The organism is Bifidobacterium sp. ESL0763 (genome assembly GCF_029433395.1).
In the GTDB taxonomy this organism is placed as follows: Bacteria; Actinomycetota; Actinomycetes; order Actinomycetales; family Bifidobacteriaceae; genus Bifidobacterium.
This window is the reverse complement of the sequence record NZ_JAQTHW010000002.1, coordinates 438,788-464,090: the sequence shown is the minus strand read 5'-3', so window position 1 is coordinate 464,090 and position 25,303 is coordinate 438,788. Positions and strand designations below refer to the sequence as shown.

At 66.1% G+C, this 25,303-nt stretch carries 21 protein-coding genes and 1 pseudogene; 2 read left to right on the top strand and 20 right to left on the bottom strand.

The features are described from left to right. Positions 1 to 33: 33 nt before the first annotated feature. The 4 genes from PT282_RS02825 to PT282_RS02810 all read right to left on the bottom strand — a co-directional run bounded on the left by PT282_RS02825 (position 34) and on the right by PT282_RS02810 (position 3,936). Positions 34 to 2,232: a RecQ family ATP-dependent DNA helicase gene (locus tag PT282_RS02825; RefSeq protein ID WP_277168065.1), complete on the bottom strand. Its 2,199-nt coding sequence runs from the start codon at positions 2,230 to 2,232 to the stop codon at positions 34 to 36. Positions 2,233 to 2,340: 108 nt separating this feature from the next. After that, positions 2,341 to 2,964 (bottom strand): isochorismatase family protein, encoded by a 624-nt coding sequence (locus PT282_RS02820; RefSeq protein ID WP_277168064.1) that lies wholly within the window; start codon positions 2,962 to 2,964, stop codon positions 2,341 to 2,343. 100 nt (positions 2,965 to 3,064) lie between these two features. After that, the gene (locus PT282_RS02815; protein ID WP_277168063.1) at positions 3,065 to 3,574 is read right to left on the bottom strand and encodes a PIN domain-containing protein; all 510 of its coding nucleotides are present in this window, start codon (positions 3,572 to 3,574) and stop codon (positions 3,065 to 3,067) included. Continuing rightward, the gene (locus tag PT282_RS02810) at positions 3,571 to 3,936 is read right to left on the bottom strand and encodes a damage-inducible protein J (RefSeq protein WP_277168062.1); all 366 of its coding nucleotides are present in this window, start codon (positions 3,934 to 3,936) and stop codon (positions 3,571 to 3,573) included. The genes PT282_RS02815 and PT282_RS02810 overlap by 4 nt, the downstream gene beginning before the upstream one ends. Positions 3,937 to 4,075: 139 nt before the next feature. Between PT282_RS02810 and PT282_RS02805 the strand changes: the two genes are divergently transcribed. Further along, complete coding sequence (locus tag PT282_RS02805) at positions 4,076 to 5,068, top strand: NAD(P)-dependent oxidoreductase (protein ID WP_277168061.1); 993 nt, start codon at positions 4,076 to 4,078, stop codon at positions 5,066 to 5,068. Positions 5,069 to 5,087: 19 nt separating this feature from the next. Here PT282_RS02805 and PT282_RS02800 read toward each other — a convergent pair whose 3' ends face one another. The 5 genes from PT282_RS02800 to PT282_RS02780 all read right to left on the bottom strand — a co-directional run bounded on the left by PT282_RS02800 (position 5,088) and on the right by PT282_RS02780 (position 10,400). Beyond that, entirely contained in the window at positions 5,088 to 5,867 is a 780-nt protein-coding gene (locus PT282_RS02800; RefSeq protein ID WP_277168060.1) for an ABC transporter ATP-binding protein, read from the bottom strand. 126 nt (positions 5,868 to 5,993) lie between these two features. Further along, positions 5,994 to 6,782, bottom strand: coding sequence for an ABC transporter ATP-binding protein (locus PT282_RS02795; protein ID WP_277168059.1), 789 nt, complete (start codon positions 6,780 to 6,782; stop codon positions 5,994 to 5,996). Continuing rightward, the gene (locus PT282_RS02790; protein WP_277168058.1) at positions 6,782 to 7,693 is read right to left on the bottom strand and encodes an ABC transporter permease; all 912 of its coding nucleotides are present in this window, start codon (positions 7,691 to 7,693) and stop codon (positions 6,782 to 6,784) included. The genes PT282_RS02795 and PT282_RS02790 overlap by 1 nt, the downstream gene beginning before the upstream one ends. Then, positions 7,693 to 8,664: an ABC transporter permease gene (locus PT282_RS02785; protein WP_277168057.1), complete on the bottom strand. Its 972-nt coding sequence runs from the start codon at positions 8,662 to 8,664 to the stop codon at positions 7,693 to 7,695. Before PT282_RS02785 ends, PT282_RS02790 begins: the two co-directional genes overlap by 1 nt. A gap of 29 nt (positions 8,665 to 8,693) precedes the next feature. Next, positions 8,694 to 10,400 (bottom strand): ABC transporter substrate-binding protein, encoded by a 1,707-nt coding sequence (locus tag PT282_RS02780; RefSeq protein WP_277168056.1) that lies wholly within the window; start codon positions 10,398 to 10,400, stop codon positions 8,694 to 8,696. Positions 10,401 to 10,606: 206 nt separating this feature from the next. Between PT282_RS02780 and PT282_RS02775 the strand changes: the two genes are divergently transcribed. After that, a complete protein-coding gene (locus PT282_RS02775) occupies positions 10,607 to 11,371 on the top strand; it encodes a type III pantothenate kinase (RefSeq protein ID WP_277168055.1) in 765 nt (254 codons plus the stop codon). A 38-nt stretch (positions 11,372 to 11,409) separates the two neighbouring features. On the opposite strand, the gene PT282_RS02770 is transcribed toward PT282_RS02775, so the two are convergent. The 11 genes and pseudogenes from PT282_RS02770 to prfB all read right to left on the bottom strand — a co-directional run bounded on the left by PT282_RS02770 (position 11,410) and on the right by prfB (position 25,223). Beyond that, positions 11,410 to 12,765, bottom strand: a complete 1,356-nt coding sequence (locus tag PT282_RS02770; protein WP_374114160.1) for a sugar ABC transporter substrate-binding protein — start codon at positions 12,763 to 12,765, stop codon at positions 11,410 to 11,412. 195 nt (positions 12,766 to 12,960) lie between these two features. After that, a complete protein-coding gene (locus PT282_RS02765; protein ID WP_277168053.1) occupies positions 12,961 to 13,713 on the bottom strand; it encodes a pseudouridine synthase in 753 nt (250 codons plus the stop codon). 375 nt (positions 13,714 to 14,088) lie between these two features. Beyond that, positions 14,089 to 15,978 (bottom strand): glutamine--fructose-6-phosphate transaminase (isomerizing), encoded by a 1,890-nt coding sequence (glmS, locus tag PT282_RS02760; protein WP_277168052.1) that lies wholly within the window; start codon positions 15,976 to 15,978, stop codon positions 14,089 to 14,091. A gap of 279 nt (positions 15,979 to 16,257) precedes the next feature. Next, positions 16,258 to 17,064, bottom strand: a complete 807-nt coding sequence (locus PT282_RS02755) for an amino acid ABC transporter ATP-binding protein (protein ID WP_277168916.1) — start codon at positions 17,062 to 17,064, stop codon at positions 16,258 to 16,260. A gap of 88 nt (positions 17,065 to 17,152) precedes the next feature. Further along, positions 17,153 to 18,154, bottom strand: a complete 1,002-nt coding sequence (locus tag PT282_RS02750; RefSeq protein ID WP_308201364.1) for an amino acid ABC transporter permease — start codon at positions 18,152 to 18,154, stop codon at positions 17,153 to 17,155. Between the two features lie 129 nt (positions 18,155 to 18,283). Next, positions 18,284 to 19,231: an ABC transporter substrate-binding protein gene (locus PT282_RS02745; protein WP_277168051.1), complete on the bottom strand. Its 948-nt coding sequence runs from the start codon at positions 19,229 to 19,231 to the stop codon at positions 18,284 to 18,286. Between the two features lie 523 nt (positions 19,232 to 19,754). Continuing rightward, complete coding sequence (gene smpB / locus PT282_RS02740; RefSeq protein ID WP_277168050.1) at positions 19,755 to 20,234, bottom strand: SsrA-binding protein SmpB; 480 nt, start codon at positions 20,232 to 20,234, stop codon at positions 19,755 to 19,757. A gap of 127 nt (positions 20,235 to 20,361) precedes the next feature. Continuing rightward, a complete protein-coding gene (locus PT282_RS02735; protein WP_277168049.1) occupies positions 20,362 to 21,687 on the bottom strand; it encodes a CHAP domain-containing protein in 1,326 nt (441 codons plus the stop codon). 102 nt (positions 21,688 to 21,789) lie between these two features. After that, positions 21,790 to 22,713: a permease-like cell division protein FtsX gene (gene ftsX, locus PT282_RS02730; RefSeq protein WP_277168048.1), complete on the bottom strand. Its 924-nt coding sequence runs from the start codon at positions 22,711 to 22,713 to the stop codon at positions 21,790 to 21,792. 290 nt (positions 22,714 to 23,003) lie between these two features. Then, positions 23,004 to 23,984: pseudogene (ftsE, locus tag PT282_RS02725) on the bottom strand (cell division ATP-binding protein FtsE); the annotation flags it as partial. A 90-nt stretch (positions 23,985 to 24,074) separates the two neighbouring features. Next, entirely contained in the window at positions 24,075 to 25,223 is a 1,149-nt protein-coding gene (gene prfB / locus PT282_RS02720) for a peptide chain release factor 2 (protein ID WP_277168046.1), read from the bottom strand. Positions 25,224 to 25,303 lie beyond the last annotated feature (80 nt).

The following is a 25,303-nucleotide window of genomic DNA, read 5'->3' as shown; positions in this document are numbered from 1 at the left end:
TCCACAACCTGAATCGGCGGCCTCAGCCGGCGGCTAGTCCGAGCGGACCACGTCCATGAAACGGGGGCCGTAGAGGTGCAGCTTGTTCTCGCCGACGCCGTTGACCGCCAGGAACTGGGCGTCGGTGACCGGCTTGATGCGGGCCATGTCGCGCAGGGTCTTGTCGGAGAAGACGATGTAGGGCGGCTTGCCGATCTCGCGGGCGATGTCGCGCCGCAACTCGCGGAACTTCTGGAAGAGGGCCTCGTCCTCCTCGCTCGGCTCATAGTCGCCATAGGCCGCCGAACCCGAGGTGCCTGAAGCGCCCGCGGCATCGGCATCGTACGAACCGAACGCGGCACCGGAGGACGACGCGGCGGACGAACGGCGGCGCTCGATGCGCTTGATCTCATAGTGGAAGTCGGCCTGCGCGGTCTCGGCGGCGCGGGCGCCGAAACGCACGATCGGCAGACGGCCTTCGGAGATGGACAGATAGCGGTCGGTGGCCATCTGGTTGAGCACGTCGCGTATGCGGGCGTCGGGCACCTCGTGCAGCGCGCCGTAGCTGGGCACCTGGTCCAGGCGGCGGCTGATGAGGTCCTGGGCCTTGGATCCGCGCAGCACGGCGACGATCTTGCCCATGCCGAAGCTCTGGTTGAGGTCGTGGACGCATCGGCTTATGGCACGGGCCGTGTCGGTGACGTCGATGGTGGAGAAGGTGCTTTCGCAGTTCGCACAGTTGCCGCACTTCTCGGCTTCCGGCTTATCGCGCCCCTGAGCGTTGCCGGCGGTTCCGTCCGTCATGCCGCCGTTGCCGGACTCCCCTGCCGCGGCCGCGGTCTCCACGCCGTTGGGATCGGCGAAATACCGGGTCATGTAGCGGTGCAGGCACTCGGTGGTGCGGCAGTAGCCGATCATGGCGTTGAGCAGGCGGCGGTGGCTGGCGCGCACGACCTCCTGTTGCTCGGGGCTGAGCCGCTCGTTGTCGGAATCCATGTCGAGCAGCCTGCGGCGGGTGACGATGTCGGACTCGTTCCACAGCAGCGTGCACCGGCTCGGCTCGCCGTCTCTTCCGGCGCGCCCGGCCTCCTGGTAGTAGGCCTCGATGCTCTCCGGCATGTTGTGGTGGATGACGTAGCGCACGTTGGATTTGTCGATGCCCATGCCGAAGGCGTTGGTGGCCACCACGACCGGCACCGTGTCGGTTACGAAGTCGCGCTGGGCCTTGTTGCGCACCTCGGCCGACATGCCGCCGTGGTAGGCGACGGCCTTGACGCCCCGCCGGTTGAGCGCGTCGGCGAGCGCCTCGGTCTCCTTGCGCGTGGCGCAGTAGACGATGCCGGATTCGTCGGCGTGGCCGGCGGCGTAGTCGGCGATCCAGGCGTTCTTGCGTTTGGTCGGCATGTTGATGATGTCGAAATAGAGGTTCGGCCGGTCGAAGCCGGTGACGGTGATCTTGGGGCGGCGCAGGCCCAGCAGCCTGACGATATCTCGGCGCACCTTCTCGGTGGCGGTGGCGGTGAACGCGGCAAGGGTCGGACGCTGGGGCAGCGAGGCGATGAACTCGCCGATGCCGAGGTAGGAGGAGCGGAAATCCTGCCCCCATTGGGAGACGCAGTGCGCCTCGTCGACGGTGACCAGCGAGATGTTGACGCGCGAGGCGAAGGTGCGGAACCGCGAGGTCTCCAGCCGTTCGGGGGCCACGTAGAGCATCCGCACATCGCCGCGGGCGGCCTGGGCCAGGACCATGCCCTGCTCGTCGGCGCTTTGTGTGGTGTTGACGAACGCGGCGGCGATGCCGGTGTCGTTCAGCGCGTCGACCTGGTCGCGCATCAGCGAGATCAGCGGCGAGATGACGATGGTCAGGCCCGGCAGCATGGTGGCCGGCACCTGGTAGCAGATCGATTTGCCGGCGCCGGTGGGCATGACGCCCAGCACGTCGTGGCCGGCGAGGATGGCGTCGACGAGGTCCTGCTGGCCGGCGCGGAACGAGTCATAGCCGAAGTACTGCTTCAGCGCCGCGAGCGCGTCACCTTGGGCGAAGACGGGTGCGGCGACGGACGGCGCCGGTTGAGCCGCGGCGGCCGACGATGCCGGCCCGGCGGCGGAGGCGGAGCCCTCGCGTAGGTCACGCAGATGCAGCTGCCAGGCCTCGTCCTCCTCGGATTGGTCCGCGTCGGCGCCAGGCCAGCCACCATCGTCTTCGGGAATGGCGAAGAGCCCATCATCATCCAGGTAGTCGTCCTCGTTCATCGTTCACCACTCCGTTTTCGCATGTCGTTCATTTGCCTGCGCGGGACGCATCCCCCGCCTCGCATGTATGCCGTCGGCCGGCTCCGAAGAGACCGCGCCCAACGGTTCTCAGCCTTCGAGGCCGTTGGCCAGCCGCACGCCGGCATCTTTCATCTGTTTGCGGGCGCTCACACCCTGTTCGGCGCTGACCGGTTCGGTCATGTCCTCGAAGACCGTGACCCCGTAGCCCAGCTTCTTGGCGTCGAGCGCGGTCTCCTTGACGCAGTGTGATTCCGCCAGGCCGACCACATCGACATGGTCGACGCCGGCGTCCTTGAGCCCCTGCGCCAACGTTTTGCCGTCCTTCTGCATCGTGGCGAACTCGTCGCGCGTCTGCACGCGGTCGGTGTTGTCCTCGATGCCCTCGAAGCCCGAATACGCCGAGGCGTACTGCCCCTTCTTGAAGTGGTGGACGACGCCAAGGGCGGCGATCTGCGGCATTAGCTCGGCGTTCGGGGTGCCCGCCACGCCGTGCCTGGGCCATGAGTCGACGAAATCGGGATGCTCGGAGAAGTGCGAGCCCGGCTCGATGTGCCAGTCCTGCGTGGTGGCGATGTAGACGTAGTCGGCGCGGTGCGCGCCTACGTATTTCGCGATGCGTTCGGCCACCGCCGTTCCTCCCTCGACTCCCAACTCGCCGCCTTCGCAGAACGTCGGTTGCACATCCACGATGATCAATGCCTTGCCAGCCATGTCAAGCTCCTCTTCCGTTTCGTATCCGGCGAGCGCCGGACCTTTGTTCCCACTCTATAAAGATTGCCGTACCGACCCGAGACCACCCGGGTCGCCTGGCTCAGGCTCCGTCTTCGGATTGGCTTTCCACCCGTTTGAGCGCGTCCTCCACGCTGACGCATAGATCGGGGAAATGCCTGATCAGCGTCTGGTCCCCCGTCACCACCATGTCGGCGCCCGCCTGCCGTGACGCCGCGACGATGAGGTCGTCCTCGTAATCGGGATGCACGGAGCGCAGCTCCAGCGCCTTCGCACATACCTCGCCGTCGACGGGAGCGACCTCGCAGACCCCAAGGATCGACTCCACACTGGTCCAGCCGATCTGCGACACCATCTGCCGAACGGTGATACGCTCCACCCCGGCCATCGCATCCTTGAATTCCCTCTTGACGTTCACTTTGACGATGTAGTCGACATCCTTGAGCGACAGGGAGACGCACATCGGATTCAGATTCCGCTCGACGCATTCATCCAGCAGTCGCAGAGCCGCCGACTCCCCACGTGAGCGGTGCATGACCAGGTCGATGAGCACATTGGTGTCCAATACGATGTTGCGGCTTTCCCCACTCATCGCTCACCTCCGCTTTCCTGGACGTAGTCAAGGTACCGTTGCTCGTCGGCGTAATCATGGAGTTCCGCGGCCGACATCGCCCCGAACGGGTCCGCCCCCGACCCTACAAGCCCCATGCTTTCCAGCAGCCGCGGAACGATGCCGTTCATGTTGCCGATCCTGCCGAGCTTCCTGCGTTTCTCGGCCTCCAGGTCGGCTTCCTGCTCGCCGGTCATCAGGTCGGGCACCTGCCCGCGGTCCCTGATGCAGTCCCAGAGCCGGCGCACCACGGAGCTGGGCGTCTCCCCCAGGCGCTCGAGAATCTTGTCGACATCGGCCTTCACCCCGGCGTCGACGCGCACGTTCATCTGCACCATCGTCATGGCCTCTCCTTTCGCCGTCATCGGCCAGCCACCACCCAGCCATCGGCTGCTATACGATATAGCATATCATGTCGCCCCGCATCGAGGCAAGCGTGGCCATCGACTTCACATCGGCGGGAACGGGAATTATTCTGGAAGCATGGACTATATCGAAACGCAACCCGAACGCACCGACCTGCCACTGGTGGTGGTCCCCACGATGTTCGAGGCGATGTACCGCCCGCTCGCCTCCAGCCTGAGGATCCTGCACGACGTCGCCAGGGTGAGAATGTACAAGGACTTCAACATCGACGCCGACACCATCGTCGAGCGCTGCGCGCAGGCCGACACCGTGATGGTCATCGGCTTCCACGTCAACGGCCCCCTGCTCGAGAAGCTCGCCGACCACGTGCGCTGCTTCGTCTTCGGCGGCACCGGCGTGAGCAACTTCATCGACCTGAAACGCACCCGGGAGCTGGGCATCCGCGTGTGCAACACCGTGCACTACGGCGATGAGACCGTGGCCGAATACACCTTCGCGCTGATCCTCGAGCTCGCGCGCGGCGTGGGCGCCATGGACCGCGGCATCCGCGCCGGAAACTGGTCCGGACGCGAGGGGTTCGCGCTCAAAGACAAGACGCTCGGCATCATCGGCTTCGGCGGCATCGGCCAGAGCGTCGCCCGCATCGCCGACGGCTTCGGCATGCGCACCATGGTCTGGAACTCGCACGTCAACGCCGCCACGGCCCGCTCGCTCGGCACGATCCGCGTCGACACCATCGCCGAGCTCATGGCCCACAGCGACATCGTCAGCCTCCATCTGCCCCTCAACGAGGAGACCGACAGGGTCATCACCGCCGACGACCTGGAGAAACTGAGGCCCGGCAGCCTGCTGATCAACACCGCCCGCGCCGAACTCATCGAGGACGGGGCCCTAGTTTCCCGCCTGGGGCGCGGCGACATCCGCGCGGCGCTCGACGTCTTCGACAAGGAACCGCTGCCGGCCGACGACCCGCTGCGCTCGGTTCCCGGCGTCATCCTCACCCCGCACGTCGCCTGGCGGGCCGATGACGCCTACCACGACATGTCACGCCAGGTGGCGCGCTCCATCCTCGCCTTCTACAACGGCGAACGCTTCAACGTCGTCGAATAGCCGCTCCGCGCACGCTCGCTCATAGCGACGCCGCGGCGACCAACTGCCTGGCATAGTCCGATTTCGGGTGGCCGAGCACCTCGTCGCACGGTCCCGTCTCGACCACGGAGCCGTCGTGCAGCACGACGATGCGTTCGGCGATGTGCTGGACGACGCCGAGGTCGTGCGAGATCATGACGATCGCGGTCTCGGGCCTGGCCTTGCGGATCGTGGCGAACGCCTCGAGGATCCGCAGCCTGGCGGCCACGTCGATGGCGCTCATCGGCTCGTCGGCGACGATGAGGCTGGGGCCGGCCACCACGGCGCGCGCGATGGCCACGCGCTGGGCCTGCCCGCCCGAAAGGTCCGCCGGATAGCGGCCCATGAACTCCCCGGCATCGAGGCCGACCAAATCCAGCGCGTCGGCGACCTTGTCGCGCAGCTCGTCGCCCGCGATGCCATGATGTTGGATCCTCAGCGGCTCGCCGACGGAGCGTTCGACCCTCCAGCGCGGGTCGAGCGAGGCGAAGGGATCCTGGAAGACGAGGCCGGATTCGCGGCGCAGCAGCCGGTAGCCCTGCGAGCGCGGCCCGTCCACTGGCTCCCCACGGTAGGTGACCGTTCCCGAGTCGGGCCGGTCGAGCCCCAGAAGGATGCGGGCCAGGGTCGATTTGCCGGAACCGGAACCGCCGATGATGGCCAGGCACTCCCCCGGCCTGACGTCGATGTCGACGTCGCGCAGGGCGGCCTGACGCGCCTTGCCGCGCCCGAAGACGCGGCCGATGCCACGTCCGGCGAGCAATTCATGCGTTTCAGTCATCGGTTTCCCCATTCCCCGCACACACTAACCCGGGAATCAAAAAACGACCCCCGGAATTCCGGGCCTCCGTTTTTGATTCGCCGGTTAGTGTGTGCGTCACGACGGACGATTTTCCAATGCACCGCATCACAACGTCTCCATATCAGGCCCGCCCAGGGTCAGTTTCCTGGCGGCCTCGACGAGCCTCCTGGACTGCGCGACCTGCGGCGAGGCGAGCAGCCCGGCGGTCTGGCCCGAGTCGACGATGCGGCCCCGGTCGAGCACATAGCAGCGGCTCGTGGCCCGGGCGAGCACCGAGAAGTCATGGGTGATGAACAGCATCGAGGCGCCGGCGCCGTCGACCAGGGAGACCAGCAGGTCGACGATCTGGCGCTGGGTGATGGAGTCGAGGGCCGTGGTCGGTTCGTCGGCGATGATCAAGCGCGGCGAGGTGATGAGCGCCGTGGCGATGCCGACGCGCTGCTGCTGGCCGCCGGAGAGTTCGTGCGGGTAGCGGCCGGCCAATGACGCGTCGAGGCCGACCTTGCGCATCATCGCCATCACGCGTTCGTGCCGGTCGCCGGCGTCCAGGTCATAGTGCAGCTTGAGCGGCAGTTCGATCTGCCTGCCGACGCTGAGCACCGGGTTGAGCGACGAGCCGGGATTCTGGAAGACCACACCCACGTAGCGGCCGCGCAGGCCGGCCAACGTGGTCTCATCGGCCCCGATGACCTCCGTGCCGCCGAGCCTCGCCGAACCGGACGCCGACGCCTGGCGTGGCAGCAGCCCCAGCAGCGCCTTGGCGATCATGGATTTGCCGGAGCCGGAGGAGCCGACCAAGCCCACGCGCTCACCGTCGGCGACACCCATCGCCACGTCGCTCACGATGGGCCTGCCGCCGATATCGACCGAAAGGCCGGAGACCTCGATTGCCATCACGCCACCTCCCTCAGGGCCGGATTGGCCACCGGGTCGACCGCGTCGCGCAGCACGTCGCCGAAGACGTTCAGGGCCACCACGACCACGGTGACGATGAGTCCCGGCCAGAGCACGGTGAGCGGGTAGACGTCGATGAACTTGACCGACGTGGCCAGCGAATGCCCCCAGCTCGGCACGCCGCTGGGCACGCCGACGCCCAGGTAGGTCAGTCCGCTTTCCGCCAGCACCGCGGTGCCCGCCGAAAGCGAGAGCTGGACGGTCATCGTGGGCATCGTGTTGGGCATGATGTGGCGCACGAGCACAGAGAACCACGACGCCCCGTTGGCGAGCGCGGAATCCACGTAGCCGGAGTTGGCGGCCAGCAGCGCCTGGGGACGGGCGATGCGCGCCAGGTTGAGCCCGTAGCCGATGCCGCAGGCGATGACGATGACGGCCACGGAGGCGCCCATCGGCACCGCCAGGATGAGGGCGATCAGCACCGTGGGTATGGAGATCAGCGCGTCGACGAGCACCGCCGAGACCCCGGAGACCGTGGCCGAGCGCGAGACCATCGCCGCGGTCAGCGCCATGCCCAGCACGCCGGCCAGCGCCACCGCCAGCACGGCGATCAGCAGGTTCGTGCGCGCCCCGGCCATCAGCCAGCTGAGCACGTCGGAGCCGGTGCCGTCGGTGCCCAGCCAGTGCGCGGCCGTCGGCCCCTGCCAGACGTGGTAGCCGTCCGTGCTCCACAGCGATTGCGGCGTCCAGACCAGCGAGATCAGCGATACCGCCAGCCACAGCGCCAGCACGACCAGCGCGAACCGGCCCTCGCCGCGCGCCCAGATCGAGCGCAGCACGACGGCGGCCTTGCGGGCCAACGGGGCGAGGGCCGGCGCCGCGACCTTCTTTCCACCATTGTCAGCGGCCATCAGCGCCCTCCTTCCAACGAGCTCTTGAGCCTGGGATCGAGCAGCCGGTGCAGCACGTCGACCACGAATCCCATCGCCAGGAAGAACGCGGCCAGCATGAACAGCTCGCTCTGCACGGCGATCAGGTCGCGGTTGCCCAGATCGGTGACCAGCCCGTAGCCGATGCCCGGCAGCGCGAAGAGGTTCTCGATGACCATGACCCCGGTGACCATGCCGGCGAACATCAGGCCGACCACGCTCACCAGCTGGGGCATGGCCAGGCGCAGGCCGACCCTGAGCACCGCCTGGCGCCGGGTGTAGCCGCAGGCCATCGCTTGGTCGAGGTAGCCGCTGGAGAGCAGGTCGGCCAGGGCGGAACGCGTGTAGCGCATGAGGCTCGCGCCGTCGATGATGCCGACGGTGAGCGCGGGCAGCACCAGCGAGAGCAGCGCCGCGCCCGTGTCATGCCAGCCGCGCTGCGGGAACCCCTGCGAGGGGAACAGTCCGATGAGCCCGGTGCCCCGCGAGAAGAGCAGGATGAGCAGCAGGCCGCCCCAGAGCGCCGGGATGGAGCCGCCGACGATGCCGAAGAAATGGAAGCAGGAGCGCGCGGCAGGGCGGGTGGCCAGCGTGGCCGCGACCCCGAGCGACAGGCCGACCGCGAGCGCCACCACCAGCCCCATGACGATGAGCGGGAAGGTGATCGAGGCGCGCATGGCGACCGTGGAGGTCACCGAACGGCCGGTGAGCAGCGATTTGCCGAAGTCGCCGCGCAGCAGCCCGCCCATCCAGTCGCCGTACTGGAGCACGAGCGGTCGGTCGAGGCCCATCTGCGCGCGGATCCGCGCCACCTTGTCCGGAGGCGAGTTGAGCCCGGCCATCACCGTGGCCACGTCACCCGGCAGGATGCGCAGGGCCGCGAAGATGACCACGGATATGCCCGCCAGCGCGCCGATGAACAGCGCCAGCCGCTCGATGATGAACCGTCTCATGGTGTCGTCCTGTCGTTCGCCCTGTCCGCCTATTTCACCGGCGTGTAGGTGACGTCGTAGAGCGGCAGCAGCACCTGGTTGAGGTTCAGCGGGAAGCCCTTGACGCCCGTGGCCTGCGCGGTGGTGATGCGGTAGTTGAACAGCCAGTCGGCGGGCGCGTCCTCGCTCACCTGCCTCGCCGCCAGGGCGAGGTCGCGGTCGCGCTCCTTGTCGCTGGTGGCGGCCATGGCCTTGTCGTAGAGGGCGCGCACCTTGGCGTTGTCGTAGTTGTAGTAGTACTTGGCGTTGACCCATTGCGAGAAGTCGTGGCTCTCGTTGTGGTCGACCAGGGAGAGGTCGTAGTCCTTGTTGTCGTAGACGTCCTGCAGCCAGGTGGAGAACTCGACGACGTTGACCTTCAGGTCGATGCCGATGGGCTTGAGCTGGGCGCGCAGCTGGTCGCCGAGCTCGGTGCCGTAGGTGTTGGCGTAGGTCAGGCGCAGCCGCAGCGGGTGCTGCGGGGTGTAGCCGGCCTGGCGCATCAGGCGGCGGGCCTTGGCCGGATTGTGGGGGTAGAGGCCGGTGAGGTCCTGGTAGCCCGGGTCGAGCGAGGGGATCGGACCGCCCATCGGTCTGTCGGCGCCGCCACGGGAGGCGATGAGCTGTTTGTGGTCGATGCCGTAGCGGATGGCCTCGCGCACGCGCTTGTCACTGGTCTTGGCGCCCTTGGAGTTCATGGCGAGCACGTATTTGTCGGTGTCGTCGCCGGCCGCGACGTTGAAATGCGCCTTGTCCTTGACGAAGGGCTCGGCGAGGTTCTCGGTGACCGGCGCGAGCACCTGCACGTCCCCGGATTTCAGCGCGTTGACGGCGGCGTTGTCGTCGCCGAAGTAGCGCAGGACGACGTTCTGCGTCTTGGCCTTGTTCGGGCCGCGGTATCTGGCGTTGGCCTTGAGGGTGATGGAGTCGTTGGGCGTGAATTTCGCGACGGTGTAGGGGCCGCTGCCCACCGCCTGGGTCTTGGGGTCGTAGCGCGCCTCGCGGTCGAGCACCAGGCCGGGCCTGCCGGTCAGCGCCCAGAGCAGGTTGGCGTAGGGGGCGCTCAGCTCGATGCGCACGGTGCTGGCGTCGGGGGCGGTGACGGACTTGAAGTTCTGCAGCGACTCGGCCTCGTGGTAGTCATGGCGCACCAGCTCGTCGATGGACCATGCCGCGTCGCGGGCGTCGAGTTTGTCGCCGTTGGAGAAGACCATGCCGTCTCGCAGATGGAAGGTATAGGTGGTACCGTCGGCGCTTTTCTCCCAGCTCTTCGCCAGCGCCGGGACGACCTTGTTCTCGCCGTCACGGGCCACGAGCCCCTCGTAGACGTTGCCGATCAGCGCCTGGTCGAGCGCGGAGCCGGACTGGTTGCGGATGTCGAGGTTCGTGGGCGCCAGCTTCAGTCCGATGGACACCGTATCGGCCCTCTTGCCCTGAGCCTGGCCGGAGCCGGGTTTGCGCAGCACCACGACGGCCACGACGATCGCCACCACGACCACGGCCGCCACCAGCAGCCACGGCCAGCGCCGTTTGCCATGGCCGTTCGCCCCCTTGCCGGACGCGCCGGACGAAGCGCCTTTGACGTGGGCATTGAGCGTCTCGTCGGTGCTGGCGGACGCGCCCCGCGCCTGGTCCTGGGCGTTCGCCTCGCCGGATGTCATGCTGTTGCTGTGCTTGGTTGCGCCGTCATCATCGTGCGCACCTGGATTGGTTGGCATGTTTCCTCTTCGATCGTTATCATGTTGCGCGCTAGCCGCCCGTAGGGGTCGTCTGCACGAACCCAAGTCTAGACCATCGCTGGGAAATCGCAGGCACCGCCGCGACATCCGGCGCAAGCGGCGAAGGCAACGGCCCGCACTAGAATCGAAGCGGATATGGAGGCGCGGCCAACGGACTGACGGCGCTCCGGGACGAAAGGATCACCATGCTCATCGCGGTCGACATCGGCAACACCAACATCGTCATCGGCCTGCTCGACGGCACCCGCATCCTGGGCACCTACCGCATCACCACCAGCGCGCGCCACACCTCCGACGAGTACGGCCTGATGATGCTGCAGTTCCTTGCGCTCAAAGGCCTCAAGGCCGGCGACGTCGACGACGTGATCATCGCCTCGGTGGTGCCCCAGGTGATGCATTCCTTCCGTTCCAGCGTCGTCAAGTTCCTCGACATCGACCCGATGGTCGTCGGCCCGGGCGTGCGCTCGGGGCTTTCCATCCGCATGGACGATCCGAAATCGCTGGGCGCCGACTGCCTGGCCGACTGCGTGGGCGCCTACGAGCTCTATGGCGGGCCGATCCTGGTGGCGGATTTCGGCACGGCCACCACCTTCAACTACGTCGACGCGCGCAAGGCGATCACCGCCGGACTCATCAGCCCGGGACTGCAGACCGCCGTGGGCTCGCTGGTGAGCGGCACGGCGCAGCTGCCCGAGGTGGAGATCACCCGCCCCGGCTCCATCCTCGCCAAGGGCACGAAGACCGCGATGCAGGCCGGCCTCTACTACAGTTTCCTGGGTGGCATCGAGAGGACCATCGACCAGTTCCGCGCCGAGATCGACGAGGACTTCAAGGTGGTGGCCACCGGCGGGCTCGCCTCGGTGTTCAAGGACGACACCGACCGCATCGACATCTACGACCCGGACCTCATCTTCAAGGGCATGGCGATCATCTACCGTAAGAACGCGTGAGCGCTTCCGCCACCGTGCAGTCTCCGGCCGTCACCGGCTCACTGGATGGTGAAGCCCTGGTTGATGCCGTATTCCTTCAGGTCCTTCTGCCACAGCCCTATCCCCTTGGCCAGGCTGACCTTGGGACCCGGGTCGTCCGGCACCTCGATCGGGGTGCCGTCCCAGTTGCTCTGGCCCTCTCGGATGCGCTCCTTGGCGCGTTGCAGCGAACGGTGCCGCGTCGTCCAGGAGTAGGATTGGCCCACCGTGTTGCCGAAATCGCCGCGCGAGTAGACCTCGAAGGGCAGGTATTGGTAGCCCAGCGAGACGCTTTCGGCGGAGCCGGCGAGCACCCGGTTGAATTCCTGGCCGCCGAAATAGGGCACGTCGACGCCCCGGGAGTCGCGGATGGTGGTCTTGGTCAGGAACGAGCGCGAGTTGAGGCTGGCGGTGTCGGCCGGGAAGGCGCCGCCGTCGACGCGCTTGGCGATGCCGGCGCGGCTCTTGCACACGTAGTCGACGAAGCGCATGGCGGCGTCGGGCTTGCGGCTCAGGTGCAGCACGGCGAGCGCCGATCCTCCGTTCTCGGAATCGACCACGGAGCCGTCGGGGGTGGGCATCCGGCCGACCCGCCAGAGCCCCGCGCCGCCCGGCACGTCGGCCAGGAGCATCGAGGGCATCCACGCCCCTGAGAACATGGAGGCCACGCTGCCGCCGGCGACGGCGTTCTTCCAGCCGTCCGACCATGTGGCCAGATGCGTGTCGACCAGCCCCTCGTCGATCATCCTCTGCCAGAACTTGGTGAACTCGCGCGTTCCCGTGTCGCCTTCGAGGTTGACGGTCACGGTCATCCCGTCGCCTGAGGTGTGGAAGGGCCTGCCGCCGGCCAGCCAGATCATGGCGTTGTAGAAGCTGGCGTCACCGCCGTCCGCGGCGATGTAGACGCCGATGGCCTTGAGTTTCTTGGCGGCCTGGTAGTAGTCGTCCCAGGTGTGGATGGACGAGGCGTCGACGCCGGCCTGCGCGAAGAGGTCCTGGTTGTAGAAGAACGCCATCGGCCCCGAGTCCATGGGCACGCCGTAGACGCGGTTGTTGAGCCGCACGCTCGACCAGGTGCCGGGCGTGAACATGGCGCCGTAGCCCTGGGTCCGGTCGGTGATGTCGCGCAGCTGGCCGCTGATGGCGTACTGCTGCAGTGCGAAGTATTCGAGTTGCACCACGTCGGGCATGTTGTAGCCGTCCTGGATGGCGGAGTTGAGGTTGTCGTAGCCGCTGGTGGAGACGATGTCGACGCGGATGTCGGGATTGGCCTTCTCGAAGGCGCGGGCCTCGGCGCGCATGCTGGGCTCCCACGACCAGACGGTCACCACCGTGCGGTTGTCGCGGGCGCCGCACCCGGCCACGGCGAGGAGCATGGCGAACGCGGAGACCACGGCGAGCAGGCGCGCGCCCCACCTCGTAGATGCCATGCCCATGCCCTCCGTGCTTGTCTTGATGAGACCCCAGTCTAGCCTGCCGAGCCTACCGCGACGCGGGTCGGCGGCGTCGCCTCCGGCTCGCTCCGGATCCGGCCGTGGGCCAACTCCCGTGCCGCCTGCCATTCGATCCGCTCAGCCCAAGGGGATGCTCGAGGTGAAGGTCCGCTCCTCCCCTGTCACCGGGTCGGTGAAGCTCATCGAACGGGCCACCAGCTGCAGCGGGTCCGAGAAATCCGCGTAATCAGGCTTCCTCACCGCCGGGTAGAGGTCGTCGCCCTTGATCGGCAGGCCCAGCGAGTTCATGTGCACGCGCAGCTGATGGGTCTTGCCGGTCAGCGGACGCAGCACGTAGCGGCGGTAGCCTTGCGCCACGGTTTTCGCGTCGGTGCCGGCACCGGTATCGGTGTCGCCCAGGGTGATGACGGTCTGCGCGTTGACCTCGCCGGGGATCTCGTAGGCCTGCAGGCGGCCGCGTTGCTTGACGATGTGCGAGCGCCGCTTGAGCGGGAAGACGGCGGGGCGATCGAGCCGTTCGATGGTGCCCGTCGCCGGCCTGGTGATTGGCCTGGCGGGTGCGAGGCATTCGTAGGTCTTGCGCACCCGATGGTCCTGGAAGAGCATCTGGTAGGCGCGTCGCAGGCTTGGGTCGCGCACGAAGAGCACCACGCCGGCGGTCAGCCGGTCGAGCCGGTGCGCGGGCGTGATCTGCTGGTCACCATAGCGTTCCCGGAGCCGGATGAGCGCGGTCTGCCGGTACCACATCCCCCGTGGCGTGGTCGCCAGGAAGTGCGGCTTGTCCACCACCACGATCGCCTCGTCCTCGTAGATGACGCGCAGCGCGAACGGCACCTCCGGCTCGTCACTCACCAAGCGGTGCTTCCCCATCAGGCGGTCCCTCGACCATAGACACACATACAGCCGATTCTACGGCATACCGATTTCACCGCGATCTCGTAGTCCCCTTCTCCTGGCCCGCACAGGAACGACCAGGCAGAATGTCCTGCGCGTCGTCAACGTTATCCGCTCCACCCCAAACACCAGCACAAGCGTCTGGTAGGGATATGCGTTGCTCGAGCGTAGGCTTGGCCGAACGAACCAGATCGCTCACCACATCAGTGCCAATGAATCCGCTCCACCCCAAACACCAGCACAAGCTGATTCGGCGGGATATGCCATGTTCGAGCGTTGGCTTGGCCGAACGGTCCGTGAGTGTCTCGAACATGGCATATCCCGCCGAATCAGCACTGTCTAACCCTCACATCACTCAACCGTTACGGACTTCGCCAGGTTCCTGGGCTTGTCGACGTCATAGCCCTTGAGCCTGGCGACGTCGAGGGCGAAGAGCTGCAGCGAGATCACGTCGACCAGCGGGCTCATCAGCGTCGGGCACGCGGGCCGCCAGAAGACGACGTCCGCGTATTTCTCGGCGTCGGGATCGCCGACCTCGGCCACGGCGAGAGTGAAGGCGCCGCGGGCCTTGACCTCCTCGATGCCGGAGACCACCTTGTCGTGCAGCACGTTGCGCCCGCGGGCGGAGGGGACGATGACCACGACGGGCTCACCCTCCTCGACCAGCGCGATCGGCCCGTGCTTGAGCTCGCCGGCTGCGAAGCCCTCGGTGAACGTGTAGGCGATCTCCTTGAGCTTCAGGGCGCCTTCCATGGCCACCGGGTAGCCCACGTAGCGGCCCAGGAAGAGGAAGGAGCGCGCGTCGACGAGCCGCTCGGCGGCGCTCTGGATGGCGTCGGCCTGGTTGTCGAGGATCCACTGGATCTTCTCGGGCATCACCTTGAGCTGGTCGATGATCTGGCTGATCTCGTCGTGGTAGAGCGTGTTCTTGACCTGCGCCAGGTAGAGGCCGAGCAGGTAGGAGGCGATGATCTGGGCGACGAACGCCTTGGTGGAGGCGACGGCCACCTCGGGTCCGGCGTGCGTGTAGAGCACGGCGTCGGATTCGCGCGGGATGGTGGAGCCCTGCGTGTTGCAGATGGCGAGCACCTTGGAGCCCTGGGCGCGGGCGTGGCGTATGGCCATCAGCGTGTCCATGGTCTCCCCGGACTGCGAGATCGCCACGACGAGCGTCCTCGGTGTCAGGATCGGGTCGCGGTAGCGGAACTCGTGGGCGAGCTCGACCTCCACGGGGATGCGCGCCCAGTGCTCGATGGCGTACTTGGCCACCATGCCGGCGTAGCTGGCGCTGCCGCAGGCGACCACGATGATCTTGTCGACGGCGCGGAAGACCTCGGGATCGATGCGCACCTCGTCGAGGGTGATGTCGCCGGCGTCGTTGAAGCGTCCGAACAGCGTGTTGCGCACGGCCATCGGCTCCTCGTGGATCTCCTTGTCCATGAAGGAGTCCCAGCCGCCCTTCTCGGCGGCGCTGGCATCCCAGTCGATGGTGAAGCGGCGGTTGTCGTCGATCTCGTTGCCGTCGAAATCGGTGACGGTGACCTCGGAGCCGCTGATGCACACGACCTGGTCCTGCCCCAGCTCCATCGCCTTCTTGGTGTAGGCGACGAACGCGGCGACGTCGGAGCCCAGGAAGTTCTCGCCGTCGCCGAGGCCTACGACCAGCGGGGAGTCGTGGCGGGCGCCGACGACGATATCGGGCTGGCGCGAGTCGACGGCGAGGATGGTGAAGGCACCGGAAAGCATGCGGGCCACGCGGCGCAAGGCCTCGAAGAGGTCCGGCTTGCCCGTCTCGTCGATGATGGTGTTGGCGGTCTTGCCCAGAAGCTTCGCGGCCACCTCGGTGTCGGTGCCGGAGACGAACGTGTATCCCTCGGCCTGCAGGTCGAGCTTCAGCCTTCCGGCGTTCTCGATGATGCCGTTGTGGATGATGGCGACGTGGCCGTCGGCGCTGGTATGCGGGTGCGCGTTGACGTCGTTCGGCTCGCCGTTGGTGGCCCAGCGGGTATGGCCGATGCCCACCGTCGCGTCGGGCAGGGGGCTGCGTTCGATCTCGGCGGCGAGGTTCGAAAGACGGCCGGCCTTCTTGCGCACGGCCACCGTGCCCATCCCGGGGGCGACGAGCGCCACGCCCGCGGAGTCATAGCCACGATATTCCAAGCGTTTGAGGCCTTGCATGCAGACTTCCAACGGTTTGCCACAAGCGGTTTGATTACCTGCGAATCCAACAATTCCACACATAACGACTCAGTCTACGTGACCAACCATGGAAAGCCCATACCCACGCCGAAAGATTCACCCAACGCAGACAACCAAGTAACCCAACTCACACAGTGGACACCACCGGCTCAAGCGAATCAGGCCCCTCACCACATCAGTGTTAATGAATCCGCTCCCCCACAAACACCAGTGCAAGCTGTTTCGGCGGGATATGCCATGTTCGAGCGTTGGCTTGGCCGAACGGTCCGTGAGTGTCTCGAACATGGCATATCCCGCCGAAACAGCGCCACTAACCCTCAGCTACAGTACGTGACTCAGGAAGTCCCGGAACCGCGCCTCCTTGGGCTCGTCGATGATCTCCGGGCCGCCCTTCTCGACGACGACCCCGCCGTCCATGAAGACGATCTGGTCGCCGACCTCTCGCGCGAATCCGATCTCGTGGGTCACCACGATCATGGTCATGCCCGCGTCGGCCAGCGAGCGCATCACGCCGAGCACCTCCCCCACCAGCTCCGGGTCGAGCGCCGAGGTGGGCTCGTCGAAGAGCATGATGCCGGGGTGCATGGCCAGCGCGCGGGCGATGGCGACGCGCTGCTGCTGACCGCCGGAGAGCTGCATCGGGTAGTAGTCGGCGCGGTCGGCGAGCCCCACGCGTTCCAGCTGCGCCATGGCCTCCTGCCGCGCCCGCTCCTTGGGCACCTTGGCCACGTGGACGGGCGCCTCCATCACGTTCTCGACCACGGTGCGGTGCGGGAAGAGGTTGAAGCGCTGGAAGACCATGCCGATCTTGGCACGCTGGCGGGCGATCTCCTTGTCGTTGAGCGTCTGGAGCACGTCGGCTCCGTGCTGTTCGACGTGCCGGTAGCCGTTGAGCTCGCCGTCGACCTCGATGCTGCCGCCGGTGAGCGTCTCGAGCTGGTTGACCAGGCGCAGGAACGTGGATTTGCCGGAGCCGGAGGGCCCCAGGATCACGGTGACGGTGCCGGGCATGACGGTCAGGTCGATGCCCTTGAGCACGTGCAGGCTGCCGTAGACCTTGTGCACTTGGGTGGCCTTCACCGCGGGGATAACGCCCGCCTGACCCCGCGGATCCTGCGCCGCCGGCATTTCCGGCACAGTTTGCGCGGTCTGCGCGGTCTGCGCGGCTTCGAACGGTTCTTCGTTCGCTGTCTGTTCGTTCATCTTCCGTCCTGCCTTATGCGTTGAGCCCGAGGAACTCGGGGGTCCTGTCGCCGTCAATGGATGCTTTCGGCGCGGCCTTGGCCTTGGGCTCGGCCGCCCCATCCCCGCCGTCGCCGCCGGCCGGCATGGCGGACTGGCCGTCGAAGCCCTTGCCGAAATAGCGTTCGAGCCATGCCTGCCCGACCATGAGGATCGAGGTGACCACCAGGTACCAGAAGCAGGCCACGATGAGCAGCGGGATTGGCTTGTAGATGCGGTTGGCGATCGCGTCGGTGGCGAACTGCAGTTCGAGCGAGAACGGCACCGCGGAGACCAGCGAGGTGGTCTTGAGCATGCTGATGACCTCGTTGCCGGTGGGCGGGACGATGATGCGCATGGCCTGGGGCAGGATCACGCGGCGCATGATCATTGAGCGCGACATGCCCAGCGCCTGCGCGGCCTCGCTCTGCCCGGGGTCCACGGCCTCGAGTCCGGCGCGCACGATCTCGGCCAGGTAGGCGGACTCGTTGAGCGCCAGGCCGAGCATGGCGGCCAGGAACCCGGGGGCGATGACCTTGTTGAGCTGGGCGGTGTCCATCTGCCAGAAGTGGATGCCGGTGAAGGGGATGCCCAGCGTGAGGTGCGGAATCAGCACCGCGAAGAGGCCCCAGAAGACCAGCTGCGTGTAGATTGGCGTGCCACGGAAGAACCAGATCCAGAACCAGCTCACCCCGCGCAGCACCGGGTTGACCGACTTGCGCATCACCGCCAGCAGCACCGCCAGCACGATGGCGATGAGCATCGAGGTGACCGTGAGCACCAGCGTCCAGCCGATGCCGTTGAGGACGTGCTCGTTGAACAAGTACTTCCACACCAGGTCCCATTCGAAGTTCGGGTTGGTGGCCATGCCGCGGACGAGCATGACCGCCAGCAGCGCCACGATCACCCCGGCGACCAGCGAGCCGGGACGTCGCACCGGCAACGCCTTGATCTCGTTGGGTACCTCAGGGCATTCCGGTTGTTTTCGACGTGCCATCGACGTCACCTTTCCCGGGGGTTCGAACCCCCATCTTCTTCAGACGCGGTGTTGTTCGCGCTGTCCACCCGGCCGGCCAGCCGATGAATCGGCCGGCCGACCGCCAGTCCGTTTGTACGCTTGTGGCCGTTACTCCTGCTTGCCCTCGTCGAAGGTCTCGATCCTCGCCTGGCTCATCGCGCTGGTCTGGTTGCCCCAGGCCTTGAGGATCTTGGTGTAGGTGCCGTCGTCCATGAGCTTCTGCAGCGCGGCCTGCACGGCCTTCGCGGTCTGCATGTCGCCCTTGGGCACCACCACAGCCTCGGTGGTCTCGTCGAAGCTCTTGCCGATCAGCTGCAGGGCGTCGCCGTTCTCCTTGACCGCGTAGCCGGCGATGGGCGTGTCGGCGCAGAAGGCGTCCGCCTTGCCGGTGGCCACGGCGGTGGTGACGCTGGTCTGCTGCTTCATCGACTGGATGTCGATCGGCTTCTTGCCTTGGGCCACGCACTGCTGATTGGCCTTCTTGACCGTCTGCTCCTGAGAGACGCCGGACTGCACCGCCACGCTGTGGCCGCACAGGTCGTCGACCTTCACGTTCTTGGGGTTGCCCTTCTTGACCGTGTAGGAGGAGCCTTCCTTGAGGAAGGAGACGAATTCGCCGGCGTCCTTGCGGCTGGGGTCGACGGTGAAGCCGGAGAGGCCGACGTCGAACTTGCTGCCGATGGAGGGCATGATCGAGTCGAAGACCGCGGAGACCGGCTCGAACTTGAGGCCGAAGACCTTCGAGATGGCCTTGCCGAAGTCCATGTCGTAGCCGATGGGTGTCTTGCCGTCGGTGTCGAGGAACTCGGCGGGCGCGAAGTCCGGCGAGACGCCGACGGTGAACTTGCCGTCCTTGCTCACCGATTCCGGCAGCATCGCCGCGATCTTCGCGTCCTTCTTCACCTGGCTCAGGTCCGCGCCCTTGGTGTTGGCCGCCGGCTTGTCGTTGGCGTCGGTGGTGCCGCAGGCCCCCATCGTCACCAGCATCGCCAACGCGCAGCATCCCGCAAGCGCGCCTTTGGCCGCCTTGCCCCATAATCCTGATGTAGCTGACATATCCGTTCCTCCCCTGTTCCCACCAACGATCGATTCGTTGATTGCTGACATAATATGCTGCGACCTGTATTTATTCACCATTCCGTATCACCATATGGACCGTTATCACAATCGACTTTCTTTTGTATGAAAATGCACGGAAATACTTTCGAACAAGCTATTTCACCCATCAATATCACTATGTTTTTGGCTTTATATTAACGTTTTCTTACCGTTTGTTTGATTCCTGCAAGCATCATCATAAATTAATATATTCAGTGGCATTCCTCGTGAGAGCTCAATGGCATTTTCTGGCGCACTCTGCATATTGAGCTGTTTTTTATTCAGTATACAATATACGCGACAAGGTCTCGAAAAGAAACGGTCCCATCCTCAAAATCGTTGCTTGCATGGTTCTCGCCTCGTCGTTGACGCCATCGGAAGCGGCTTCGTCGCCGACGTTCCGATTCTCGTATACACTCAGGTGCCCGTGGCTACATCCAACAAGACACGCCCGGCCACGGCGGCGGACGCGATGGACGGCTCAGCGCACGAGCCGGTTCTTGTAGCGCATCGCTCGCAGGGCCTCGCGCTTGTCCTGGGCCTCGCGCAGCGCCTGCCGCTTGTCGTATTCCTTCTTGCCTCGCGCCAGAGCGATCTCGGCCTTCACCCGGCCGTCCTTGAAGTAGAGGCTCAGCGCCACGATGGTATAGCCCTTGGCTTCGGTCTGGCGGGAGAGCTTGGCGATCTGCGAGGCGTGCAGCAGCAGCTTGCGCTTGCGCTTGGGCGCGTGGTTGTTCCAGGTGCCGTTGAGGTATTCGGGGATGTTCGCGTTCTCGAGCCAGATCTCGCCGTGACGGTCTATGGAGACGAACGACTCCGCCAACGATGCCCTGCCCTCGCGCAGCGACTTGACCTCGGTGCCGGTGAGCACCAGCCCGGCCTCGTAATGGTCCTCGATGGTGTAGTTGTGCCGCGCCTTGCGGTTCTGCGCGATCAGCTTCGTACCCTGTTCCTTAGCCATGTGAAAGCCCGTTCCTTGTTCGTGTTCGTCATCCCGACGCCCGGATGGCATGACAGTCCGACCATAACACAGGCGCGCCATCCTTTGCGAATGGCGCGCCCGAGTCGAACTTCCCGAAAGCTATCGGTCAGTTGTGGATGTATTCGTAGTTGTAGGCGTCGTTGAGCACCTCGTTGGCCGGGAAGGTGGCGAATCCGGTGCCGCCCTCGGAGATGGCGATGGTGTTGCCCCACACGCCCTCGACGATGGCGACGTGGCCGTAGTAGGGGTCGGCGATCCAATGGCCACCGACGCTCTGGCCGGGATAGAAGACCACGATGGCGCCGTAGGAAGGCGTCCGGTCGACCTGGTAGCCGAGCGCGCGGGCGGAATTGGCCCACGAGCCGCCGTTGCCGAAGTAGGAGCCCACGGGCAGGCCGAGCTGGTGGCGACGCAGATAGGCCCACTCGGTGCACTGGCGCGGCGGATAGGCGTTGCCCGAGTCACCGGAGGGATGGCCGCCACCGCCGTAGACCGGCGAGGGAGCCGCGGCCACAGGCGAGGGATTGCTCTGCACGTTGCCGGCGCTGCCCTGCTGGCTGGTGCCCTGGGTGGGATCCGCCTGTTGGTTGCCGAACTGCTCGTTCTCCGCATCCACCTGCGACTGCAGGATGGCCAGCTGGGCCGCCTGCTGCGAGGACTGCGTGGTCAGCGAACTCTTCTGGGCCTCGAGGCTCGCACGGGCTTGGGCGCCCTGGTCGCGCAGGGCCTGCAGACTGCTCTGCTGGGCCTGCGCCGATTCGGCGGCCTGCTGCGCGCTGGCGGCCTGGCTGTCGGCCTGGTCCTTGAGCTTGGAAATCTGTGTCTCGATGGCGTTCAGGCGCTGCTTGCGGTTCATCGAGGTGCCGAGGGTGTTGGCGTCGGCGTCGGCCGCGTTGGCCTCGCTGCGGGTGACGGCCGCCGAGGACTGCATCTTGTCGACGAAGTCCTTGGTGGTGCCGGACTTGGTGACCACGTCCATCACGTCGGCCGCGTGCGAGCCATGGAAGCTCTCGCGCGCCTGGGCGGCGACTCCGGCCTTGGCGTCGTCGAAATCGACGCCGGTCTTCTTGATCTTCGCCTCGAGGTCCGACTTGTCCTTCTGCGCCGCGGCGAGACGGTCGGAGGTGGCCTGCGCCAGGCTCTTGGCCTGGTCGGCGCCCTGTTGGGCGTTCTGGGCCGCCGCCTGGGCCGCGGGGATCTTGTTGTTCGTCAGGTCGTTGAGCTCGAGGATCTGGTTGGCCAGATCGCTGTCGACCCCGGCCAGCTGGCTCTTGAGGTCCGCCTCGGTGGCCGAAGCCTGCTGGTAATCGCTCTGGGTGGATGCCTGGGCCTGCGGCACGCTGGCCGTCATGGACATGGCCGCCGCGCCACACACCGTGGCGGTGGCCAGCAGCATGCTGGAAGCCGCGCTGATCCATTTCTGCTTGAGCATGGAACTCACCTTTCCTACCTTTGGACTTACCATTGTAACCATACCGCCCGAACGGGCGTTATTTCCCTTTGATAATCCTTCACATTTCGGCGCGACCGTCGCTCAGGCCTTGAGATAGCGGCGCAGCGAGACCGCCGAGGCGCATGCGGAGAGCAGCACCGCGCCGACCACCAGCACCGGGGCCATCAGCCACACCGTCCTCTGGTCGATATAGGGCATCCACTGCACCGTGCGGGCGAGCCAGTCGGTGATGAACACCTTGACGATCAGGCTCAGGGTGCCGGCCGAAAGCAGCGAGCCGACGAGCGAGGCGAAGACGCCCTCGAGGATGAAGGGCAACCGAATCGTCCAGTTCGAGGCGCCCACCAGGCGCATGATCTCGGTCTCGTTGCGTCTGCTCGCCGCGCTCATCCTGATGGTGGTGCCGGTGAGCATGACCGCGACCACCACCATCACCACCGCCAGCACCACGGTGACGACGGTGGCCTTGTTGAGGATGTTGAAGACCGGGTCGAAGATCTGGCGTTGGTCGAGCACCTCCTCGACGCCGTTGCTGCCGGTCAGGGTTTCGGAGACCTCCTGGTACTTGGTGGGATCGCGCAGCTTCAGCCGCAGCGAGGCCTGCATGTCGGCGGCGGTCAGGGTGCGGCCCTGGTAGACGCCGTTGGGGTATTGCTTCAGGAAGGTGTGCTTGTAGAAGTCCTCGCGGCTCACGTAGGTGACCTTGGAGACCTCGTTGTTGAGGTCGCGGTGGATCTTCTCCTCGAGCTGCACGACCTCCTGCTTGCTCGGGGCCTTGCCGGCCGAGCAGTTGGCGGACTGGCTGGTGCCGTCCGGGCAGAGCCAGACGACCACCTCGACCTCCTTGTACCAATCGCCCTTGGCCTTGGTGACCTGGGCCTGCATGAGGCCCGAGGCGCCGATGAAGACGAAGGAGATGAAGGTGACGAGCATGACCGAAAGAATCATGGAGACGTTCTGGCGAAGGCTCGTCCAGGTCTCGGAAAGTATGAACCTCATTCTCATCGCTGATTCTCCTTCTTGCCGCCGTTCGCGTTGCTCTGGCCGCCCCGGGCGCGGTCGTCGTATTTCGAGGCCTTGCCCTTGGCATCGCCGGAATCGCCGTTTGGCGCGGGTGGCACCGGAGGCAGCGACGGCGAGACGGAAGGCTTGGCGCTGCCCGCGTTGGCGGCGGCGTTGGCATTGGCATCACCGGCATTGGCACCGCCCGCGGCAGGCTTGCTCTCGCCGGCGTCCGCGTCGATGATGGTACGGTCGCTGATCGCGTCGCGCACGCCGGTGACCTCGGCCTCGCTCAGGCCCTTGCCCCAGGTCATGGTGGACTCGGCGGGTTGGAAGGCCTCGCCGTAGTGGCCGGTCCTGCCGGAGTGCACGGAGTTGGCCAGCCTGGCGATGCCGCTGTCCTCGCCGGTCCCCTGCCCCACCGCGTCGGCGACGGCGTCGACGGCCTCGCTGGCCGATGTGGCGCGGTCGCCGCCCTGGCCGTTGGCGGCCTTGGCGGCCTGCAGCTGCGCACCGCCATTCTTCATATACGGATTGATGACGCTCTTGGCCTTCGACTCCACCTCGGCGTCGGGGAAGTAGAGCGCTGAATCGTAGCTGCCGTTCTGCTCGTCGCGCACGATCGAGCCCTCGTGCAGCTCCACGACGCGCTTGCGCATGGAGTTGACGATCTCCTCGTTGTGGGTGGCCATCACGATAGTGGTGCCGGTGCGGTTGATGGCGTCGAGCACCTCCATGATGCCCAGCGAGGTGGTGGGGTCGAGGTTGCCGGTGGGCTCGTCGGCCAAGAGGATCTGCGGATGGTTGACGTAGGCGCGGGCGATGGCCACGCGCTGCGCCTCGCCGCCGGAGAGCTCGCGCGGATAGTTCTTCTCCTTGCCGGTGAGCCCCACGGTCTCGAGGACCTTGGGCACCAGCGACTTGATGGTCGAGCGGCGGGTGCCGATGACCTCGAGCGCGAAGGCGACGTTCTGCCAGACGGTCTTGTTGTTGAGCAGCTTGTAGTCCTGGAAGACGAAGCCGATGGAACGACGGTACTGCGGGATCTGGCGCGAGGTGAGGCGGCGCAGGTCGTTGCCGGCCACGCGGATCTCGCCGTCGGTGGCCTCCTCCTCGCACAACAGCAGGCTCAGCAGCGTGGTCTTGCCGGAACCGGAGGCGCCGACCAGGAAGACGAAGTCGCCGCGGTCCACGCTCAGGTTGACGCGGTCCAGCGCCGGACGCGTGCCCTTGGGATAGATCTTGGTGACCTGATCCAATGTAATCAACGCCATGTTGCCGTCCTTACCTCGTTTTCAAGCGAACATACTATATTGTACGAACCCCACGGCCGCGAAGCGCCGTGGCATCCACCAGGCATCCGCTCAGCGCTTGTCGTCGCCGGCCTGCTCGGCCTCCAACTCGGCCTGGCGGCGGTTCTCGTGGCGCCAGCGGATGCCCGCGTCGATGAACCCGTCGATGTCGCCGTCGAAGACGGCCTGGGTCTGGCTGGTTTCGTAGCCGGTGCGCAGGTCCTTGACCATCTGGTAGGGGTGCAGCACGTAGGAGCGCATCTGGTCGCCCCAGCTGGCCTTGATATCGCCGGCCAGCTCCTTCTTCTTCTTGGCCTCGGCCTCGTGGCGCAGCACCAACAGGCGCGACTGCAGCACGGCCATGGCGGCGGCACGGTTCTGGATCTGGCTGCGCTCGTCCTGCATCGTCACCACGATGTTAGTGGGCAGATGGGTGATGCGCACCGCGGAATAGGTGGTGTTGACGCCCTGGCCGCCGGGGCCCGAGGAGCAGTAGGTGTCCACGCGGATGTCGGAGTCGGGGATGTCGATGTGGTCGGTCTCCTCGACCAGCGGCACCACCTCGACGGCGGCGAAGCTGGTCTGGCGGCGGCCCTGGTTGTCGAAGGGCGAGATGCGCACCAGACGGTGCGTGCCGCCTTCCACGGAAAGGCGGCCATAGGCGTAGGGGGCGTCGACCTGGAAGGTGGCGGACTTGATGCCGGCCTCCTCGGCGTAGGAGGTGTCCATCACCTTGGCCTTATAGCCGTTGCGCTCGGCCCAGCGCATGTACATGCGCAGCAGCATCTGCGCGAAGTCGGCCGCGTCCACGCCGCCGGCGCCGGAACGGATGGTCACCACCGCGCTGCGCTCGTCGTACTCGCCGTCGAGCAGGGTCTGGATCTCCATCTCGTCGAGGTCCTTCTGCAGCTCTTCGACGCCCTTCTGGGCCTCCTTCATCGAGTCGGGGTCGTCCTCCTCCTGCCCCAGTTCGTAGAGCGTCTCGATGTCGTCGAGGCGGCCGGAGAGCGAGGAGAGCCTCTTGATCAGGTTCTGCTTGCCCGAGAGCCGGCTGGTGATCTTCTGCGCGTGCTCCACGTCGTCCCAGAGATTCGGCTGCGAGGCCTCCTGCTCCAGCTCGGCGACCTCGCCCTTGAGCCGGTCGACGTCAAGCGCCTTCTCGATCGTCCCGTATTTCGCGCGGGCCTCGCCCAGCGCCTGTGAAAAATCAAATTCTGCCATCGTGTTCCACCTTATATACCGTTGTCTACCGTTATCGAAAACCTGCCGGACGATCCGCGTCCCGCGTCAGACGAGCGATC